Below are 20,294 nucleotides of genomic sequence, written 5' to 3'. Positions count from 1 at the left end.
CCGCGTCAGGGCGGGCTATGTGCTATGAGCGGTCTGTTAGAGTCCCGATGTCAAAAATCTTTTTAGTGACCGGTGAAACGTCCGGGGATATTCACGGAGCGCACTTAGCCCTGGCACTTCGGGAACTGAATCCCGGTGTGGAATTAATCGGTGTGGGTGGCAGTCGGATGTTGGCAGCCGGAGTCTCGCTTCTTCCGCATGTCAAACGGGTCGATGCCATGGGCGTTCCGGGAATCCGGCAGCTCATACAGGGGTGGATGACCCTACGAACGCTAACCAGTTACCTCCAGCGCGAACGGTTTGATGTCATTATCCTCATCGACAGTCCGGGATTGAATCTTCGCCTGGCCAAGGCCATTGCAAAGAGGTCACACAAAATCATCTATTATATTGCTCCTCAGGTGTGGGCATGGGGAAGCCGTCGTTTAACACTCATTCGAAGGGTGATCAGCCATGTGTTAGCAATTCTTCCATTCGAAGAGGACTATTTCCAAAAAGCCGGCATTCCCTGCACGTATGTTGGTCATCCATTATTGGATGAGCTAAAGCCTGCCTATGATATGGTCCATGAGCGTCAGGAATTAGGATTGAACAGAGAGGATCTGGTGATTGGCCTGCTGCCTGGGAGTCGTGTCCGGGAAGTCCGGGAAGTGTTGCCGGCCTTCCTGCGTTCGGTTGAACAGATTCGGATTCAATACCCTCGAGTTCAAGTCCTTCTTGCCCAAGCGCATTCACTGTCCGATTCGATAGTGAATGAGCTCCTTGGAGCTTTTAGCCAACAGGTCAAGGTAGTCAAAGGGCTGCCAAATGAGGTGATGGCGGCTTCAAATCTTTTACTGGTGACCTCCGGGACGGCGACGTTGCAAGCGGCACTGATTGGAACACCGATGGTCGTGGTCTATCGAACATCCCCCTTGACCTATCATATTGCCAAACGTCTGGTTAAAATTCCTTATATTAGTCTCGTGAATATTTTAGCCGGTCAAGAAATTGTTCCGGAGCTGATTCAGGATCGTATGACCCCGGATTATATTGCCCATGAAGCCTTAGGCATCTTGCAAGACGTTCGCCGCCAACACGACATGACCCAGGCTTTCCACGCCATTCGGAGGGCTCTGGGTGGGGCGGGAGCGTCGAAACGGGCTGCAGCATGTATCCTTGCTGAGGCGACCGTATGAGGACCTTTTGGCGAATCGTGTCTTATCTGAAGGAGTATCGCCTGCGGTTGCTTGGCGCCTTTGTCTGTTCTGCCGGGGTGGCAGGATTATCAGCGGTCTATGCCTGGCTGGTCCAACCGGTTCTGGATGGAATTTTCATTGAGCGGAATCAAGAGATGTTGCTTATCCTTCCGTTGGCTGTTCTGGGTGTCGCGATTTTGAAAGCCTCCTTTGCCTATGGACAGGGTTATCTCATGAGTTATGTGGGCCACTGGCTGGTGTCCGATATTCGCCAACAACTGTTTATTCATATCGTGCGCCTGCCTATTCGTTTTCACGATGCGAATTCGTCAGGACGGTTGATGGCCAGGGTGATTAGCGATGTCAACGAAATGGCGAATGCCATTCCCAGTGTGTTGAAAGATATCTTTCAACAGGGGCTGACGTTTGTGGCGATGCTGTCCGTGGTCTTTTATCAAAATTGGAAACTCGCGACGATTGTGTTGGTCGTATTACCCTTCTCCTCATTGGTGTTGGTCCGGGTCGGCCGGCGGATTCGTAAACTTTCAAAACGTGGCCAGGAATCCATTGGAAAAATGGCTTCCGTCCTAAAAGAAGCCTTTTCCGGTATCAAGATCGTGAAGGCCTACGGTCAGGAAGAAAAGGAGGCTGACCGATTCTCGCTGACGAATCAAGCTTTTCGGACAGCAAAAGTGAAGTCGTCTCAAACCTCAGCGATGGCCTCTCCACTTCTGGAAGTCATTGGAGTCTGTGGTGTGGCCTTTATTATCTGGTATGGGGGAGGATTAGTCATTGCCGGAGAGATGAAGCCGGGAGAGTTCTTTTCCTTTTTGGCCGCCATGTTCATGGCGTATGCCCCTCTCCGGAAAATGTCCGGAGCCAATGAGTCTGTTCAGCGTGCGCTTGCGGGGGCTCAGCGAGTGTTTCAAGTCCTCGACCTGGAAAGTGAATTAGCGAAAGACGAAGGCAAAAAAATTCTTCCACCCATGGCGAAAAATTTGGAATTTTCCGGTGTCAACTTCAGATATGAAGGCTCTGACGAGGCGGCCTTGCACGAGATCAATTTCACGATCAACGTCGGGGAAGTGGTGGCCTTCGTCGGGGCCAGTGGTAGTGGAAAAACCACTCTCGTGAGCCTGGTCCCACGGTTTTATCGTCCGACGGAAGGAGCCGTGAAAATTGATGGTGAGGATATTCGCCTGGTTGATCGATCGTCTCTGAGGCGGCAGATTGGCATCGTATCTCAAGAAACTGTGTTATTTGATGATACGATCAGAAATAATATCGCCTATGGCCGTCTGGATGCGAGTGAAGAGGCTGTCATTGAGGCGGCTCGCGCCGCCTTTGCCTGGGAATTTATTGAGCGACTCCCTCAGGGACTGGATACGCTGGTTGGTGAAAATGGACTACGATTATCGGGTGGACAACGTCAACGACTCGCGATTGCCAGGGCAATTCTGCGGGATCCCCCGATTCTGATTCTGGACGAGGCGACGTCCGCTCTGGATTCGGAATCTGAGAAGTTGGTGCAGAAAGCTCTGGCAAATCTGGTAAAAGCCCGAACGACGTTGATCATCGCCCACCGATTGTCCACGGTTCAACATGCCGATCGTATCGTGGTGATGAATCGCGGAAAAATTGAAGAGATCGGCACTCATGCCAGTTTGCTTCAACAGGGAGGTCTTTATACTCGATTGTATCAGACGCAATTTTTACTGACTCAACCCGAACCGTTACCGACGACCTCCTAAATTGAAGAACGCCGTTCCTATGTTGAATTGGATTAAACTGTCCGTCGCTCCGCCATTGGCCGCTCACATGATTCGTCTTTTGGGGCATACGATGCGTCTATCCACTGTCGGTGAGGAAACCGTGGACGAGTTGTACCGTCAAGGGCGACAGATCATTATTGCCTTTTGGCATGGCCGTCAGTTGATGATGCCGTTGGCTTACCGTGGGCAACAGGCCGCAATTTTGATTAGCCAACATCGGGATGGAGAAATCATCGCGCGAATCATGGGATATTTTGGATTTCAGTCCATTCGGGGGTCGAGCACACGCGGGGGACTTCGAGCGACCAGGCAATTGTTGAAGGCCGGGCGGAATGGTGGAGATCTGGTTGTGACGCCCGATGGTCCGAAGGGACCAGCCTGCACGGTACAATCGGGAGTGATTTATCTGGCAAAAATGACGGGATTGCCCATAATCCCTTTAACCTTTGCCTGCTCAAAAAAAAAGTCTTTACGAGTTGGGATCACTTCCAGATTCCCTATCCCGGTGGGGTAGGGTTGTTTGTATGGGGCCCACCCATCTGGGTAAGCCGGGATCTTTCCAACGAGCAGCTGTCCGGTCCCGGGTTGGAGCTGGAAGGTTCGTTGAACCGGCTTACGGCTCAAGCGGAATTGGCTGTTCAGGATTCCAACCCGGTTGAATCATTTCTCCGCCGAATGTCTTCTTAGAATCTGACCGATATGAATGAGACCTTCGATCGGTGACCGACTCATGTATTATGTAATGTATAATGTGCTGCTGGTTCTGGCCTTTCCCGTTATCATCGGACTCCTGCTGACAAAAAAACGCAGTCAACGCGGCCTATGGTGCCGGCTTGGGGCGGTTCCTGTCGAATTGCGGAATCTGCAAAAACCGGTCATCTGGATTCATGCCGTCTCCTTAGGCGAGGTGGCCACGATCGTTCCGCTGCTCCACGCGATGAAGGAGCGGTATCCTCAATGGCCCTTGGTCGTGTCCACGGTCACGGAGACTGGTCGGGAAGTCGTGATCAAGCGTTTGGAGGGTGTGGCTGTTCATTGTTATGCTCCCGTTGATTTTTGGTGGGCAGTTGACCGGTATATCCGGATACTTCAGCCCCGGCTTTTTATTTTGGTCGAATCAGAATTCTGGCCCAATCTGCTGAAAAATCTTGAAGGGCATCGGGTGCCGATCTGTCTTGTCAACGGGAGAGTTTCTTCACGATCCTTTGCCAGATATCGCTGGGTTAGAGGTATGATGAAGCAGGTGTTGAGCTGTCTCGATCTGGCCTTAATGCAATCGGAACACGATGCTGAACGCATCGGACACTTGGGCGTCAAGCCAAATGCCATTCATGTCACCGGCAATATGAAGTTTGATCAAGGGTTTGAGCAAGCACAGGCTGCCGATGGCCATGTTTCGTTCAGGGCACTCTTTAGGTGCCAAGCCGCTGAGCGGCTGGTTGTGGCTGGAAGTACGCACCCTCAGGAAGAAGAGTGTTTGTTGGATGCCTACCGGCAGGTGATTGCCCAACACCCTCAGGCGGTATTGGTGATGGCTCCACGCCATATCGAGCGTGTGGCTAAGCTTGAACAGGTTATTCAACAGTATGGCTTCGCTTGTGTCCGTCGCAGCCGTTTGGCGCAGGATGTCGGAGATCAGGCTGTTCAGAAGGGCCCTCGCGTCATCGTGTTGGACACCAGAGGGGAATTGCCCTTTGTCTACCGGGAGGCCTGGGTTACTTTTGTGGGAGGTACACTGGTTCCGGTTGGCGGACATAATCTGTTGGAGCCTGCACAATGGGGTCGCCCCGTTCTATTTGGTCCCCATGTCGATCATTGCCGGGACATTGCCGGACGGCTTCTGGGAGCAGGGGGAGGCATACAAATTCAGAATCAGGAGGATTTGGCCTCTCAATTGGTTCGTCTGATCGCACATCCTTCGGCAGCCGAAGAGATGGGCCAAAGGGCGTTGGAAATGGTCCGCACCCATCGGGGCGTCGTCACGAGGAATCTTCAATGGATTGATCAATTGTTGAACAAAGACAATTCGGCTTTTTTCTCTTTGTCGGCGAAAGGGTCTTCACGAACATCTCAAGAAGTGCTCCGATAAGCTTCCGTTAGAGCCTTGAATAAGGAGAGAATATGATCTCCGCCATGTGTCCTTCGTGAACACGACGTCTCCTTCGCTTGGTGTGAACCCGGAACGGCTCTGGCGTTGGTTGGACCGGCGTTGCCCATGGATTCTCCGGTGGTGTGCCGTTCCCTATGGTGCAGTCGGTCATTTACGGAGGACGGCCTATCAACGTGGCTGGTTTTCTCAACATCGATTGCCAAAACCGGTAATCAGTGTGGGCAATATGACCGTGGGGGGAACCGGGAAGACACCATTGGTGATGTGGTTGGCCGCCAGACTTCATGAGCGGGGCAAGCGGGTTGCAATTTTAAGCCGAGGGTATGGAAGACAACGTCCGGTAGTGAATAGGTTGGTCTCTGATGGCGTCTCGCTGAAAGGAGATTGGCGATCGGTAGGGGATGAGGCCATGCTGATGGCACGCAAGTGCCCATGGGCGATTGTGGCTGTGGGAACCGATCGGTATCGCCTGGGACACTGGGTGTTAGAGCAGGCCTCATGCGATTGCTTTCTTCTTGATGATGGCTTCCAGCATCTTTCTCTATATCGCGATCTGGACGTGCTCGTATTTGATGCGACCGATGTTGAGGGCTTAAGGGGAGTTGTGCCCGCCGGTCGAATGCGTGAACCGCTGTCCGCAGCAAAGTGGGCCACGACGATCGTCTTCAGTCGAACGGAACGAGTTGTATCGGTATCATCACTTCTGAATCGAATCGAACAGAGCGTGGGAAGGTCCATTGTCCCCTTGCGTCTGGAAACCGAACCTGGAATGTTCACGCATATTGCGACAGGGAAACCTCAACCGGCCGGGGCCTTTAAGGGGGCATCCTGTTTGCTCTTTAGCGGGATAGGCAATCCCGCCTCCTTTCGATCGAGTGTGGTCTCCTGTGGGTTGACGGTGGATGAAGAGATTCAATACCCCGATCATTTTGCCTATTCAGAAAAAGATGTTGAAGCTATTCGTTTAAAGATGGGACGGTTAGGGCTTGCTCTCGCGATCACAACAGAAAAAGATGCTGTGAAAATTAGAGAGCACCTGAAATGTGATGACCCTCTATGGGCGCTGGATGTGCAAGTTCGGATAACTCAAGGGGAAGACCAGTTACGTGGACAGCTCCATACCATCTGTCCATAGGACACAGATATGGGTGGTCAGATAGGGTCAAGCAGACCGGTTCATGTGAGAGGGCATATCGTTTTCTGATGAACATTCTCGTCCGTGTTCCCAACTGGATCGGAGATGCCGTGATGTGCTTACCGGCTCTCATGGATTTACGGAATCATGATCCGCATGCCAAGATCACGGTGTTGGCCAGGCCGATCATCGGAGAATTGTTGGAAGGACATCCGGGCGTGGATGAGGTCATGATGTATGTCCATCAAGGGGAACATCAGGGCCTTTTCGGCATCTGGCACCTCATTCAACTTGTGAAAAGAATGAAATTTGATCGTGCGGTGTTATTCCAGAATGCCTTTGAAGCGGCCCTCATTGCCTGGGTGGCCGGCATCCCCTCCCGCATCGGATATGCGACGGACGGACGGCGTTGGCTTCTGTCCGAGCCTGTGCCCAAGCCGGATCGGGCTACCCTGCATCATACGGCGTATTATCAGGAACTCGTGAAGTCCATCACACACTCTCCCGGGAAAAACGACGGGACCCCTCAACTTTTTCTCTCTCCTGAGGTGCAGCATGCATGTGCAAGACAGTTTCCTGAGATATTTTTTCCATTAGAGGGTCTGGTCATTGGGATCAATCCCGGTTCGGTGTATGGATCGGCCAAGCGATGGATCCCGGATCGTTTCGCAGAGGTGGGTGATCGGCTGGTCGAGCGAATGAGAAAAGAATTTCCGGGGGCTCCGTTTGTCCGCTGTGTCCTGATTGGAGGCAAAGGAGAAGAAGCGCTTGCGCAAAACATCGCCAGACGGATGCGGTATGAGCCGATTGTCCTGTCAGGAAGAACCACCATACAGGAATTAATGGGAGTGTTGACACGCTGCTCCGTCTTGGTTACCAACGACACGGGACCCATGCATGTCGCACAGGCTCTTGGGGTACCGGTCGCGGCGATTTTTGGTTCAACAAATCCCTCCACGACAAGTCCTCAGGGACAATTCAGTGGCGTGGTGACGGCATCGGTCCGTTGTGCACCCTGTCTATTGCGCGCCTGCCCGATTGATCATCGTTGCATGACACAAGTGTCCGTTGAGCAGGTTGTGGACGTCGCGCTGTCTCAAATCAGGATGTCATCAGGCTACTCGAACGAGGGTCGGATCAGAGGGCATGTTGGATGAGAAATGATTCTGCCGCACCGGGTACGGCCGTGTTCTTGGATCGGGATGGCACCTTGAACCACGATACGGGGTATGTCACTTCTCCCCAACAATTGGTGTTGTTTTCCGGAGTCCCTGAAGCTATCGCCCGATTAAACCACTTAGGGGTTATGGTGCTTCTGGTCACCAATCAATCGGCCATTGGTCGGGGGATGATGACCATCGAAGGGTTGGAGTCGATCCATGAGAGGCTGGCCGAGTTGATTCGTCCTTATGGAGCCAGGATTGATGGTATTTTCTTTTGCCCTCATCATCCTCAAGACGGATGTGGATGTCGAAAGCCCAAAGCGGGTTTAATTCAGCAAGCGATCACTCGATTTGCTCTCGATGTATCGCAGTGTTATCTGGTCGGGGACAAACGCAGTGATTTAGAGGCGGCTCGCACCGCCTCGGTACCCGGTGTCCTGGTCATGACGAGTTCGTATAGTGCGGACGTGGTGAGGGCGAGAGACGCGGGACAGGTGCCCATTGCCTATGTCGCGAACAGCTTTGTACATGCCGTGGACTGGATAGAACAGCAGATCATGAACCGAGACAGCCGAATCAGGCAAAACCGATGAAGCCGCTAATCCATTCATGCGCGTTATGGGAATATTGTATGTTCTCGATGGGCTAAAGGTTTCTCGCGGGTACGTATGGACATCACTCCTCAGCGCATCCTGGTCATCAAATTAAGTTCGCTGGGCGATATTGTTCATGCTCTTCCAGCGGTGGCTGCGTTGCGTCAGCGGTTCCCGCACGCCCGACTGACCTGGATGGTTAAAGAGATCTGGGCGCCGATTCTGGAAGGGAACCCCGATATCGATGACATTTTGTCTGTGAATGTGTCTTGGCAGAATTGGCCGCATATATTTCGTACACTCCGAAGAGGGCAGTTCGATCTGGTCGTGGATTTTCAAGGGCTGTTTCGTTCAGGGATCTTTGGCGTGATGACTGGGGCTCGAACCCGCGTGGGTTTTGCACGAGCCAGGGAAGGGGCGACCTGGTTTTATACACATCAGGTGCCTTTGCCCGAGACGAAACCTTCTCCCTGGCGTTTGCTGGAGGTCCATGCCGTTGACCGGAATGTCGCGATCACCACATTTCTGGGCGCACGCGCATCTACTCCGGTGTTCCATCTGCCTCAATCCTCTACCGATCGTCTCACAATCGAAACGATGCTTCAGGATGCACACGTCCTGGACCATGAACATTTGATTGCTTTGGCACCTTGGACACGGGCTGCCATGAAGTCCTGGCCGTTTAAACGGTTTGTGGATCTGGCCATCGAACTGGTGCAGTGGCCCGATGTTCGTGTTGTACTTTTGGGTGGGGCTTCCGACATCTCTGCTGCCGGGGAATTTGACCGTCTCGCGCCTCAGGGTCTGATCAATCTGGTCGGGCGACTGTCTCTTCCTCAATTACCCTCACTCTTGCGAAGAGTGCACCTGCTCATTGGAAACGATTCGGCGCTCATTCACCTTGCAGCGGGAGTGGGCATTCCTGTGGTCGCGATCTTTGGCCCTACGCATCCCAAAGCCACAGGTCCCTATCCCTTGGGAAAGCATGTTATCGTGCGCAGGGAATTGCCCTGCAGTCCCTGTGGAGCACGAACATGCAGAAATCCCAATTATCTGGAATGCATGGAATCGATTTCGCTCGAGAATCTCTTTCGTGAGGTCAAAGGCATCGTCGGGGGCTTCTCTCCTCGAAAAGACGATCGCATGCCGGCAACCCAATTCTGGGCGAAACCGTAAATTTATGAGGAGGTCGAAGGAAAAAACCGCATGACGGAACAACGCACGAGAGAAAAAGTTTCCGCTGTGGTGATTGCCTATAATGATGCACCGAACATGCGGAAATGTTTAGAAAGTCTTTATTGGGTGGATGAACTGGTGGTGATTGATTCTCATAGCACGGATGGAACCACTGATATCTGCCGTGAATTTACCACCAAGATTTTCCACTATCCCTTCCAGGGGTTTGGGGTGCTTCGGAATCACGCCCTGACCCATGCCACGCATGATTGGGTACTGAGCCTGGATACGGATGAACGGGTGACGCCAACGGTGCAGGAAGAAATCGAACAGTTGCTCCTGGAGGGGCCTTCGGCACAGGCATATAAGATCCCCAGAAGAAATTTTTTCCTTGGGCGGTGGATCAAGCATTGTGGATGGTACCCTGATTACCGGCAACCACAGTTTTTTCATAAGGGACATATGCGCTATCGAGAGGAGCTGGTCCATGAGGGCTATGAGCTGAAGGGGAAACTTGGGTATCTTCATGCCAGTCTGGAGCAGATTCCCTTTCGGGATATCGATCACTACTTTCGCAAAATGGATCGGTATTCCAGCTTGCGGGCGGAGGACATGCATCGTGAAGGCCGGATATTCCGCCCCCATCAGTTGGTGCTTCGTCCCTTATTTACCTTTCTGAAAATGTATGTGTTTCGGGGAGGGATGTTGGACCGAAAACCGGGGCTGATTTTATCCATCTTGTATGCCTATTACACCTTTGTGAAATACGCCAAGTTGTGGGAAATGCAAAAAAGTTGATCCTATGGACCTTCTCTGCGATCCCGTTGATCCTCCAATGTCGATGCCGCTGGTAAACCCGACTCTTTCTCGCCATCAGAGACCCATGCGCATTCTTCACACGGAATCTTCTTCAGGGATGGGAGGGCAGGAATACCGCGTGTTGGAGGAAGCGCAAGGCATGGACAAGCGTGGCCATACGGTCGTCGTCGCTGCCCCTCAGGGGAGTCAATTGGCCGCCCTGGCAAAACAGCGAGGGCTCCAGGTCAAAACAACCACGTCCGGCAAGCGAGGGTGGATCACGTTAATCCCTTTCTATTTGCGAATCTTGAAACACTATGAGATTGATGTGGTCAATACGCATGGGTCTCTTGATAGTTGGACTGCGTCGATTGCCGGACGGATTTCGTCCCGATGCCCCATCATTGTCCGGACCCGCCATAAAAGCACGCCAGTCTCACGGACGTGGCGGCACCAACTCCTCTATGGAAAATTGCCGCATGTCGTCACCACCACGGGTGAGGCGGTGAGACAGGGATTGATGACAGGAAACCGGCTGAGCCCTTCCCGGGTCATTTCGATTCCCACGGGAGTTGATTTGGACCGGTTCCATCCTCAACCCCCGGATGCGTCCTTACGAATGAGTTTGGGGCTTGGAAGCCAAGGCCCTCTGATTGGAGCTGTCACCTTTCTACGTCCGGAAAAGGGCATGGCGGTCTTGATCGAGGCGGTCCGGTGGCTCACGCAACGTTTTTCCACCGTCCAGTGCCTCATCATCGGAGATGGCGGAGAACAGCCGGCACTGTTGAGTCGCATTCGAGAGCTTGGCTTGGAGCACTGTATGCATCTCATCGGGTTTCGGCAGGATGTGCCAGCTCTGTTGGCGATACTTGATGTGGTAGTCATTCCTTCTTTTGAAGAGGGTATTCCTCAATCTCTCACTCAAGCCTTAGCCATGGAACGTCCTGTGGTCGCTTCTGCGGTTGGAGGGGTGCCCGAAGTGGTGCAGGATGGCCTGAGCGGACTGTTGGTCCCTCCAGGAGACCCCGAGATTTTAGCCGAGAAAATTGCCTGTCTTCTATCTGATCCCATTGCCGCGACCCGAATGGGAAAGATCGGGCGACAGGTTATTCACGAACGATTTTCCATGGATCACATGCTGACTCAAACGGAGTTGGTATATCGGCAATTGATACAATCACACTTCCCCGTTGTCGTGAAGAGGTCTTGAACGGGTGTGGAAAATGCCAGCGACTTAGCGGGGTTGAGCCCCAAAGGATTCTCGAACATGGTTTGTCTGACAGGGGATGTCCACCAACGTTCGTATCGGGGAACCGATACGCCATTTTCCTCTCAAACAGAAGTCGCATTGGCCGCGAAATATTGTGATATTGCCGGGAAATACGGAGTGAAAGTGACGCTGTTTTTTACCGGAAAAGCCTGTGAGGAAGAACCGGACACGGTGAAAATCCTATCGGGCCTGCGGCATTGTGAAATTGGTGGCCATACCTTTGCGGCTTTTCGAGATCCGTTGTCTCGAATATTCAAAAAAGTGTATGGAACGCCATGGGGAACCACTGCGCACCAACTTCGTGATATTCAGAGGACCATTGCCAGCATTCAACAGGTGACGGGCCAACGAATTCAGACCTGGCGAAATCATAGTTATATACGAACCGCTGATACGGATCACTTGTTAGAATCCTGTGGAATCCATGTGGTGTCCGATGAGGTCTCCGATTTGAAAATTTCCCCCGAATGGGTGCGTCCCGGCTATCGTTCGGTTCCGATGAATGTTCTTCCGGATCACGAACATGTGTTACATGGAAAATATCAACATGGGAAAACCAAGCCGGAGCGTCTTACCCACCGAATGCCTATCACGGAATGGGCCGATCGGGTGAAGGCGAGTATACGGAGTATATGCGAGCAAGGAGGAACCGCGACGGTCCTTGCCCATCCGATGTGCATGGACGTTGCCGATGGCATGGTGGTGTTTGAGGAGCTGTGTCGATATATCCAGCCGTATGGGACGGTTTGGCTATCTGAAGTCCAGTGAAGGAAATGTGATTGGAATATGAAACATGCCGGTTGAAGAGAAGTGGGGTGGGATACCTGATGCGCAGGGATGGACCAACAAACGATAATGCAAAATCCAGGATTCTGTGCGGCCATAGGCTTTTCTTATTAAGTGATAACGGATCATACATCTTATGAAGAATCAGAATAGTCCGGCCCAAAAGAGTGTCACTTCGGTCAAGCGGGAAACGGTCTCTTGTGCCGTGGTGGCATTTAACGAAGATAAAAACCTCCAGCCGTGTTTGGAAAGTGCAAGGTGGATGGATGAAATCGTCGTGGTGGATTCATTCAGTACGGATCGCACCATGGATATTGCCAGAACGTTTACGAACAAGATTTTTCAACGCCCCTGGCGAGGGTTTGGGGATCAGAAAAATTATGCGATGGATCAAGCGACCACGGATTGGGTGTTTATTTTGGATTCCGACGAGCGAATTCCTGCGGAACTTCAGGCTGAGATAGAAGCCGTGCTGTCTGCCGGTTCGAAGGATGGGCCTGTGGCCTACTATGTCCCCCGTCATAATTATTATTTTGGCTCTCTGGTGTTGAACGCCGGGTGTTATCCCGATTATCAATTGCGTCTGTTCCGCCGGGGAATCGGCCATTTGGATGACGCCGAGCCACACAATAAATTCATCTTTTCCGGAGAATCCGCTTATCTCTCGTGTCCATTGGTGCACCTCACCAGGCCCACGCTCCACAATTATTTTGAAAAATTTCCGAACTTTACGACGTTGGCTGCTCAAGACCGGGCCAGAACCAAACGCCATGTGCGTGGCACAGACCTCCTGTTTCGTCCGATCTTTACGTTTTCGAAATACTATTTCGCCCGAAAGGCTTATCGTGATGGCATGGCGGGGTTTTTAGTTAGCGCCCTATCCAGTATGTATACCTTTGTGAAATATGCCAAGCTCTGGCATATGAGACAGCTCGAAGCACAGGAATGTTCTCAGGTAATAAATTCGCGAGCGGCGACCCTCCCGCCAGAATGACAAAACTTGGCGATAAGACATTGTCCGATGATTCACAACAGTTCAGACACCTGATGCGCGTCGGGTTTGATGCCGGGCCCATGCGCTCCGCCTATAGCGGGATTGGACAGTATGTCCGATGTCTCTTCCCTGCCATGTTTTCCTTTTCTCAGGATATTGAATGGGAGGCTTTTGCCTCATCGAGTGGTTCTTCCCAACCCTTGCCGATTCATTTCCCGTCGCATGTCTCCGTGAAATGCTCCAAGTCCCCGTGGGGGTTTGGCCGAATGGAGAAAGATCAATCCCCGCTCGATATCTTTCATGGGACCAACTTCAAGGCTCCCGATTATGGCCAACGTCACACCATACTCACGATCCATGATGTCTGGTTGGCACGTCATCCAGAGTATTCAAAGAAACTCCTTGGCCAAGCGCTTTCCTCCTGGAAGTTAGGTTTGCGTGCCAGGCAGGTCTCTCGCGTAGTTGCAGTCTCCGAATTTTCTTCTCGGGAAATTCAAGAGGTGTTTCATCTCCCGTCCGACCGTATTACGGTGATCCACCACGGGCCGTCTCCCGCCATGTTACCTGATCGGGATGTCCAGAAGTTTCAGGAGGTCCGGACTCGATTGCACATTTCCGCCCGTCCGTTTGTGCTGTTTGTGGGGGGAGCTGAACCCCGGAAAAACCATACCGCAGTTTTTAGGGCGTTTGCCCGATCTCCACGACTTGCCTCATCGTTCTCTCTTGTGGCCATCGGTGAGTTAGAATCACGGGGCGCCAGCCTGATGGTGACGGCCAGGGATTTGGGGATCAGTGATTGTGTATGTTGCCCTGGTTATGTTTCCAGCGAAGAATTACGGCTACTGTATTCCCATGCGGAAGCCTTTGTGTTTCCGTCCTTCTATGAGGGGTTCGGCATTCCACTTCTTGATGCCATGGCGTGTGGTGCCCCGATCATTACCGGGACGGGAAGTGCTTTGCCGGAAGTCGCAGGGGATGCCGCTCTTTATGTCCACCCTCAGGATCCGGAACAATTGGGGATGGAAATAGAACGGCTGGTGAGTGATCGGGACTTACAAACGCAATTACGCAACAAGGGGTTCGAGCGGGTCAAGCAATTTACGTGGGAGCGGGCGGCACAGGAAACGCTGAATCTCTATAGGGATGTGCGTGGCTAACCAAAGGTGCTTTATGAAAATGGCAATGGCTTGGATAACGTCCTGGCCGGCTTGGATGGTATTGCTATCGGCAGGTGTCACGGTTGGGCTTCCTCGCGTTCCGTATTATCAGGAGGGACTTCCGTATATCTATGACCTCGGGGGGATGGCTTTGGTGGCTTGGTTTATTGGGCTCGCATTTCTCATTCTTGGACTCTATTTCGTCGTCATGGGATGTGTGAGTGCCGGATGGTTTCTGAGCAGGAGGCTCTCTGCGGTACTCTTTGGAGGCGTGGCGTTGATTCTTGCCGGCGGCTGTCACTGGTTCTATCTGTTTTTGTTGGAGATGTCAGTCAGAGTCACATGAGACCGGGATTCCTTCAAATGCCCTCGGACAAGCCTTCACTCCTCGGGGATACACGTCAAGGGCAGGCCGGGCTGTGTTGGAGGAACCTTTTGGAGGCGCTCTTTTTTTGTTTGACGATGACGCTCCTGGCAAAATGGTCTACCAATCTGCCGGGGTGGGGGGACGTCATTGCCTCAGAAAACGGGCCGGTTGAGATGATGAGTGCGGGCGTATGGTTTGTCGCCATGGTGTGGTGCCTGATTGCGGGCCTCAGTCATTCCCACCATCGCATTGAGTGGTTGGGGCTCACGGCTCTCTGCCTTCTCTTTGGGCTGCGGGAGTTAGATGCGCATGTCTGGGCGACCGGATGGAACTTTGATAAGTTTGCGAATTATTGGAACTCGAGCTTTCCGCTTTGGGAACGGCTGTTGGTGATTGGGGGTATGATTATTCCCGTCATGGGTATTGGAATAGTCCTCTGTTCTCGAATCTGGTTACGACTGGCGGCAGCATGGAATAGTCGTGCTCCCTGGATTGGCCAATTGACCCTGGGAGGCCTGCTGCTGAGTTTCTGCGTGGTGGTGGATAAAGTGCATGGCTATTATCTTCCCATTCTTGGGTTGGAAGACGCACAGCTATTCTTAATGGGGCTGGAAGAATTTGGAGAATATGTACTGGGAATCTATACCGTGTCGGTCTTATGGCCTTACTGGCAAGCAACCCTTCCGTTCCATCAGACGGATTCATGAAATGAACGCCCCTCGAAGTGTAACCCGAACCGTTCCCCTGTAGAATTATCCTTTCAGGATAATCTCGAAGTCTCGATTCACGTGAAACGTCTTTTACTTATTAAACTTCGGTATATCGGGGATGTCGTGTTATCCACCCCTCTTCTCCCCATTCTGCACAAGCGATTTCCCGGTGTGTCACTCACCTTTCTGGTGAATCCTGGAACGGAGAGTGTGTTGTTCGGGAATCCCTATCTGGAGACAATCATGGTGTTGCCTCGTGAAGGATGGGGCCAACAATTTGAGTGTTACCAATCGCTGCGTCAGGCTCGTTTCGATGGGGTCGTGGATTTAACGGATGGGGATCGCTCCGCATTTCTGACCTATTGGACCGGTGCCGGTGTCAGGCTGGGGTTTAATCGGGAGAATCGGTGGCGTGGAAAGCTGTATACGCATGTGCTGCCATCAGCCTATGGTTCCATGCACATGGTGGATTATCATGCCCAGGCCTTGCCCGCCTTAGGGATCAGTGATCCCGTGGGCAATCCGGAATGGTATCTGCGACCTGAGGACCATGAGCAGGGCGATCACCTGATGGCCTCGCTCCAGATCGGGCAGGCGCCATTGGTGCTCCTTCATCCTCCAGCGCGATATGCCAAAAAAGCCTGGCCTCTTGAGCGATTTGCCGCCTTGGCCGATTGGCTGGCCGATCATGGAGTGGTCGTGGCCTTGATCGGGCACCAGTCAGAGATGCTGATAGGACAACAGATTGTCAATTTGACCAGGTCCAAACCGCGTAATGTGATGGGGCAAACCGGTTTGCGTCAACTGGCGGCAGTGATGAAGCGAAGCGCCTTATTTATCGGGAACGATGGGGGCCCGATGCATATGGCCGCAGCAATCGGGTGTCCTGTTCTGGGGTTATTCGGTCCCTCTGATCCTCATGTGTGGGGTCCGAGGGGAGGAAACGTTTCTGTGATTTATAAAGGCCTGGACTGCGAAAAATGCTTTCATGACGCGTGTTCCCGGGGAGAAGAAGGTTGTATGCGGCAAATATCAGTCGAGGAAGTCTGCCGGGCCGCGCGCCCGTTCCTGGAGTAAATGTTCGTGGTCACCCAGGAACTCAATACATTTGTGACGGGAGGTGGTGAATTCAATTATGTTGCCTTTTCATCGGTATATGAGTGACAGAGGCTAACCTGAAGACAATGAGGGAGTGTTCAAAAAGGCTCCTCTTGTAGCCCGCCCAGCCCCGACATGAGACACGCCGTCCCCGTGGCAAGGCCGCAGCTGCTTGGGCGAGCGGAGTGTACGGAGGGGTACGTGAGCACGGCCAAGCGGCGAGAACGCCGCTGGCAGCCTTTTTCAACATTCTCTTACGGGAAGGCGGGTAGCGGTGCATAGATGAGAGGATGACCAACCAGTTCCTCCAGCCATTGTTCCGTGGCCTGATGAGGAAGAGGTCGTTGGTTGAGGCGAATCTCCAGACGAAAGTCACCATTTGTTCCCACCAATCCCACGATGGCCGCGACGTCTTCCCCTTCAGGAAGGAGGTAGTCGGTCTGGAATTCTGCCAGGCTCCCATACACCCGCCCTTGCGGCTCTAAGAGCTGAAGCAACTCAGGCATATCGGACAGTGTGCAGTGAATAGAACAGCGATACATGAACCGGGGGTTGGGAGTGATTCCAGTAAAATCCAAGAGGGCGGGTTCGGGAAACCCTGTAAGATACACACGCAAATTCGCAGGTTTTCCCTGGTAGGTCGCAGCCAATTGACTGGCCGGCACCAAAAACTCAAAGGGATCCGGCGAGTTGAGTTCGAATTGGCAGGGTCCAAACGCATCCGGCCATGAGCAAAAGAGCGGAGTATCCGTTCGGTCTGTCTGCAGCAGCACTCGTGCGCCTTTTTGCGTCACCTCAATCGGAAGATCCAGGATCTGAATGGCGGTCCGAAAGGCGTTTTCCCGGTCCGTGAGCCAAAACCGGTCCCGTGGTTTGGCGAGGGTTTCCCCTGGTGTCATGACTTCGGTGGTATGAACCCGGACCCGAATGAATCCATGCGTATGCCGGAATCCGAGCCACAGCCAGGCCTCCGGCAGGAGGGTTGTCAGCGGCTGAGTCATCCGCCAGGGATGTGCGATCGAACAGTACGTGTTTACCGATTGATGCGTTTGAAATATGGAGTGGTAGTGGCCTGCCAATAAAAAAAAGTCGCCCTGCCAGTTGTCGAGGAGATGTAATAACGTAACATCCTCGGTGGGCCATGGGGCGAGGGCCTGGATGCGCTGTGGATGGTCCACCTCCCATTCTTCGATATAGCCGATCATCTCCTTGTCCTCATGGATGGAGGTTAGGCCTAACTGCCTCAATTTGCTCGCCACCGATAAAATGTCCTCGAAGGAGAGCGTCGATTGGGTTTCCCAACGATGTTCACGCATGGGTCATATTCAGCAAAGCGAAATGCGGGGCAGGTGGATTATTCGGTTCCAACGATACCGGGTAGAAGTGGCCAGAGGAAGGGGTGAAAGTTAAGGCACGAAGGCAGATCCGGAAAATTTGACGGAAAATATGGCGGAGAGGGCGGGATTTGAACCCGCGGTAGGCTTTTGACCTACGACGGTTTAGCAAACCGTTGCCTTCGGCCACTCGGCCACCTCTCCGCGCAAGTGTATGTCAATTGATTGAGACTACTTATAGAGTAACAGCATGGGTAACTTCAAGAGCAGATTGCATCCGGATTGCGGTTGAACCGCTTGTTGGAAAATCCAATCACCAAACAATGTGCCAATGATTTCCTCACATACATATTCCTATCCGCCGGAATGGTGATCCTACCATGCCCAAACTGTTTTTGGATATATTTTCCACAAGCTTTTTGTAAGATGAAATGAGTCGCAGAGATAGGCTGTCGGGTCGCGGTTATCATCCCATCAACCATCGGACAATGGCAGGTGTTGGGGACCTATGTGATGACGCCGGGCCAGAATCAATCGCGTGATCTTGGCCAATCAACTAAGAGGGACCGTCGTGGCCGATGCGGTGATGGTGGTGCCCAAGTGGCATGAGTCCGCATCACCTCACCTATACGACGACGTTGACGAGTGCAGGAACGGTGGACACCTATGCGAAATGGAGGAAAGTGCCACGCGAGCGCAGGCGGTGACCTCCATCGTTCAGCATTTGGGTGGTTTGAAATCTCAACCAGGTTTTTCGTAGTTGAATCGAAAGCATCTATCTCACCGGCGTATCTTGTCCTTTTTATTTTCCGGCAACTGAAGGTAGTGAAGCTTAGAGGCTTATGGTTTTTTGCGAGAGTGGAGCTGACTAGGTTCACACACGGGGCTTTTATGTGGAAGCTAATTTCGCGAGTTCGGTATCCACGAATGCCAGAATTTTTTCGGCATCTTCAACCAGGCCATCCGTGATGTTTAATCCAAGAGCGAGATCTTCTTCGTCCAACGTATCGGCCAACCCGTTATTTTGTAATAAACTGACATCCCAAAATAATATCCCGGCAGTTGCCTGTTTCCCTTCGATCGTAGCGGCCACATTAATGTTATCGCCATGTTCGGTTGGAGTACTGACAAAGGTAGGCTCAGCCTTGTGTTGCTTCGCTCGCCGGACAAGCTCCATGAACGTTTTGATTCTTTGTAGGCTGGCAGGATCGGTCCCCATAATATCATTCCCTTCTCGTGCGAAGTTGTAATTGGTCCACCGGTAATTTTCATGTTCCCCACTTCGACGGGAAGGCCTGCGAGGAATCAATCGAAGGTGTAGAGCCTATGAGCCAATATTCGGAATTACGCGGTTCCGTGTTGGCCTGAGGTCGAAGGATCTTGCTGGTTTCGTTTCCGGGCTCGGGTGGCAATGTTTTCCATAAGCCCAGTAAGCTTTTGATATTGAGGGTGATCGGGAGAGAGCGGTTTGCCATCTTCATCGCACATCAGTTCCTGCATCCCTTCGAGCATTGCGGCCATTTCAGGGAAAAGTTCGTCATCAGATTTTTTTCGTCCCATGGTGTCATTCCTTTGCTGTCGATTTGAAATGGATTGATACATTTATCGTTTACATTAAGATTTACTGTCCTGGTTGAGAATGCTTTCGATCACTGTTTTGAGGTTTTCGGCGGTTAAGTTCGCCACGCGAATGTTTCCATCCAAGAGCACGGTTGGCGTATGGGTGACCTTGATTCGTTCCCCCCACGTCCGGCCTTTCGCTAGGGTTTTGAAAGGCTTTCCACTGGCGAGTCCTGTTTCAAATTCTTTCGGATCGAGCCCGATCTCTTTTAGAAGGAGGGAACGCATGGTCTTATCGAAGACTTGAATATCTTTTTCGTGAATGGCCTGAAAGAGGAGTTGTTTCATTTCCGGCCCTTTGCCCATGGTGACGGCCTGATTGTACATTTCAAAGGCAGTCGGAAGTTTGCCGGGTATGACGGGAAACCCCACCATTCTAATCTCCAACTTGTCGCCAAATTCCTTTTTCAGTTTCGTTCCGACAACCCGTTCGAACATGTGGCAATGTGAGCAGTAAAAGTCAGCGAATTCAAACAGAATGACCTTGCCGGCTTCATGTTGGGACGGCTCCCCCTCCATCAGTTCGTATTCGCCCTGTATCTTGCTCAAGGCCACATTGGCCCATCCGAGCAGGCTGATCAGGAGTATTCCTCCAATAATGCGGGAAACCTGCGTCTGTCCTGATTTCATGCTTGATCCTTTCTTGATTTCGATCCTATTTTTGGACTTTTTTCTCGAATCCCTGGAGCCTGTTAGGGTAACATGCTCCGTTCTTGGAGACACGCCCACGTTAGGCCATCATATCAGACTGAACCTAGGGTCCTTCAAGGTTTCTGGAAAGGGGCTGTTGAAAAAAGGCGCCAGCGGCGTTCTTGCCATTTTTCCGTGCTCACGTACTGGAAGTTCGCTCTGCGCGCAAAACATAAAGTTGTGGCATTCGGGAGACGGCAGGCACTTCGCGACCTTTCCTTCGACACGACTCAGGGCAGGACTGGACAAATTTTTTTTAACAGCCCAGAGACCTCTGATAGGCAATGTGCCTGTGGGTCAATATGCCTTTGGAACTTAGTAGTATTCAACACTCCTAGAAAGT

21 protein-coding genes and 1 tRNA gene are annotated in these 20,294 nt (G+C 52.2%); 17 read left to right on the top strand and 5 right to left on the bottom strand.

Features of this window, described 5'->3' with window-relative positions; translation table 11 throughout:
* The first annotated feature begins 47 nt into the window (after positions 1 to 47).
* From lpxB to waaF (LX98_RS10590), 17 genes are all read left to right on the top strand, one after another.
* Entirely contained in the window at positions 48 to 1,178 is a 1,131-nt protein-coding gene (lpxB, locus tag LX98_RS10670) for a lipid-A-disaccharide synthase (RefSeq protein ID WP_496428881.1), read from the top strand.
* Positions 1,175 to 2,929, top strand: a complete 1,755-nt coding sequence (gene msbA, locus LX98_RS10665) for a lipid A export permease/ATP-binding protein MsbA (RefSeq protein WP_496428880.1) — start codon at positions 1,175 to 1,177, stop codon at positions 2,927 to 2,929. Before lpxB ends, msbA begins: the two co-directional genes overlap by 4 nt.
* A 19-nt stretch (positions 2,930 to 2,948) precedes the next feature.
* On the top strand, positions 2,949 to 3,464 hold the full coding sequence (locus tag LX98_RS10660) for a DUF374 domain-containing protein (protein ID WP_496428879.1): 516 nt from the start codon (positions 2,949 to 2,951) through the stop codon (positions 3,462 to 3,464).
* A gap of 2 nt (positions 3,465 to 3,466) precedes the next feature.
* A complete protein-coding gene (locus LX98_RS10655) occupies positions 3,467 to 3,637 on the top strand; it encodes a hypothetical protein (RefSeq protein ID WP_496428878.1) in 171 nt (56 codons plus the stop codon).
* A 43-nt stretch (positions 3,638 to 3,680) separates the two neighbouring features.
* Positions 3,681 to 5,039, top strand: a complete 1,359-nt coding sequence (locus LX98_RS10650) for a glycosyltransferase N-terminal domain-containing protein (protein ID WP_496428877.1) — start codon at positions 3,681 to 3,683, stop codon at positions 5,037 to 5,039.
* Positions 5,040 to 5,094: 55 nt separating this feature from the next.
* A complete protein-coding gene (lpxK, locus tag LX98_RS10645; RefSeq protein ID WP_496428876.1) occupies positions 5,095 to 6,195 on the top strand; it encodes a tetraacyldisaccharide 4'-kinase in 1,101 nt (366 codons plus the stop codon).
* Between the two features lie 68 nt (positions 6,196 to 6,263).
* Positions 6,264 to 7,352, top strand: coding sequence for a lipopolysaccharide heptosyltransferase II (gene waaF / locus LX98_RS10640; RefSeq protein ID WP_496428875.1), 1,089 nt, complete (start codon positions 6,264 to 6,266; stop codon positions 7,350 to 7,352).
* Positions 7,349 to 7,951: an HAD-IIIA family hydrolase gene (locus LX98_RS10635; RefSeq protein ID WP_496428874.1), complete on the top strand. Its 603-nt coding sequence runs from the start codon at positions 7,349 to 7,351 to the stop codon at positions 7,949 to 7,951. Before waaF (LX98_RS10640) ends, LX98_RS10635 begins: the two co-directional genes overlap by 4 nt.
* A 75-nt stretch (positions 7,952 to 8,026) precedes the next feature.
* Entirely contained in the window at positions 8,027 to 9,127 is a 1,101-nt protein-coding gene (locus LX98_RS10630) for a glycosyltransferase family 9 protein (RefSeq protein ID WP_496428873.1), read from the top strand.
* Positions 9,128 to 9,157: 30 nt separating this feature from the next.
* Entirely contained in the window at positions 9,158 to 9,925 is a 768-nt protein-coding gene (locus LX98_RS10625) for a glycosyltransferase (protein WP_496428872.1), read from the top strand.
* Positions 9,926 to 9,929: 4 nt separating this feature from the next.
* Complete coding sequence (locus LX98_RS10620) at positions 9,930 to 11,135, top strand: glycosyltransferase (protein WP_496428871.1); 1,206 nt, start codon at positions 9,930 to 9,932, stop codon at positions 11,133 to 11,135.
* Positions 11,136 to 11,192: 57 nt separating this feature from the next.
* Positions 11,193 to 11,963 (top strand): polysaccharide deacetylase family protein, encoded by a 771-nt coding sequence (locus LX98_RS10615; protein WP_496428870.1) that lies wholly within the window; start codon positions 11,193 to 11,195, stop codon positions 11,961 to 11,963.
* Between the two features lie 154 nt (positions 11,964 to 12,117).
* Entirely contained in the window at positions 12,118 to 12,975 is an 858-nt protein-coding gene (locus tag LX98_RS10610) for a glycosyltransferase (RefSeq protein ID WP_496428869.1), read from the top strand.
* The gene (locus LX98_RS10605; protein ID WP_496428868.1) at positions 12,972 to 14,132 is read left to right on the top strand and encodes a glycosyltransferase; all 1,161 of its coding nucleotides are present in this window, start codon (positions 12,972 to 12,974) and stop codon (positions 14,130 to 14,132) included. Before LX98_RS10610 ends, LX98_RS10605 begins: the two co-directional genes overlap by 4 nt.
* A gap of 25 nt (positions 14,133 to 14,157) precedes the next feature.
* Positions 14,158 to 14,478: a hypothetical protein gene (locus LX98_RS10600; RefSeq protein WP_496428867.1), complete on the top strand. Its 321-nt coding sequence runs from the start codon at positions 14,158 to 14,160 to the stop codon at positions 14,476 to 14,478.
* 110 nt (positions 14,479 to 14,588) lie between these two features.
* The gene (locus LX98_RS10595) at positions 14,589 to 15,206 is read left to right on the top strand and encodes a hypothetical protein (RefSeq protein ID WP_496428866.1); all 618 of its coding nucleotides are present in this window, start codon (positions 14,589 to 14,591) and stop codon (positions 15,204 to 15,206) included.
* Between the two features lie 81 nt (positions 15,207 to 15,287).
* Positions 15,288 to 16,286, top strand: coding sequence for a lipopolysaccharide heptosyltransferase II (gene waaF, locus LX98_RS10590; protein ID WP_496428865.1), 999 nt, complete (start codon positions 15,288 to 15,290; stop codon positions 16,284 to 16,286).
* Between the two features lie 275 nt (positions 16,287 to 16,561).
* On the opposite strand, the gene LX98_RS10585 is transcribed toward waaF (LX98_RS10590), so the two are convergent.
* The 5 genes from LX98_RS10585 to LX98_RS10565 all read right to left on the bottom strand — a co-directional run bounded on the left by LX98_RS10585 (position 16,562) and on the right by LX98_RS10565 (position 19,891).
* Positions 16,562 to 17,623: a hypothetical protein gene (locus tag LX98_RS10585; RefSeq protein ID WP_496428864.1), complete on the bottom strand. Its 1,062-nt coding sequence runs from the start codon at positions 17,621 to 17,623 to the stop codon at positions 16,562 to 16,564.
* 131 nt (positions 17,624 to 17,754) lie between these two features.
* Positions 17,755 to 17,845: transfer RNA gene (locus LX98_RS10580), tRNA-Ser, on the bottom strand.
* A 685-nt stretch (positions 17,846 to 18,530) separates the two neighbouring features.
* Positions 18,531 to 18,860, bottom strand: a complete 330-nt coding sequence (locus tag LX98_RS10575; protein ID WP_496428863.1) for a hypothetical protein — start codon at positions 18,858 to 18,860, stop codon at positions 18,531 to 18,533.
* Between the two features lie 125 nt (positions 18,861 to 18,985).
* On the bottom strand, positions 18,986 to 19,201 hold the full coding sequence (locus LX98_RS10570) for a hypothetical protein (protein WP_496428862.1): 216 nt from the start codon (positions 19,199 to 19,201) through the stop codon (positions 18,986 to 18,988).
* Between the two features lie 54 nt (positions 19,202 to 19,255).
* Positions 19,256 to 19,891, bottom strand: a complete 636-nt coding sequence (locus tag LX98_RS10565; protein ID WP_496428861.1) for a thioredoxin domain-containing protein — start codon at positions 19,889 to 19,891, stop codon at positions 19,256 to 19,258.
* Positions 19,892 to 20,294: the final 403 nt, after the last annotated feature.

Source organism: Nitrospira marina, from assembly GCF_059568365.1.
The sequence above is the reverse complement of the archived record's forward strand: the minus strand, read 5'-3'. Positions and strand labels throughout refer to the sequence as shown.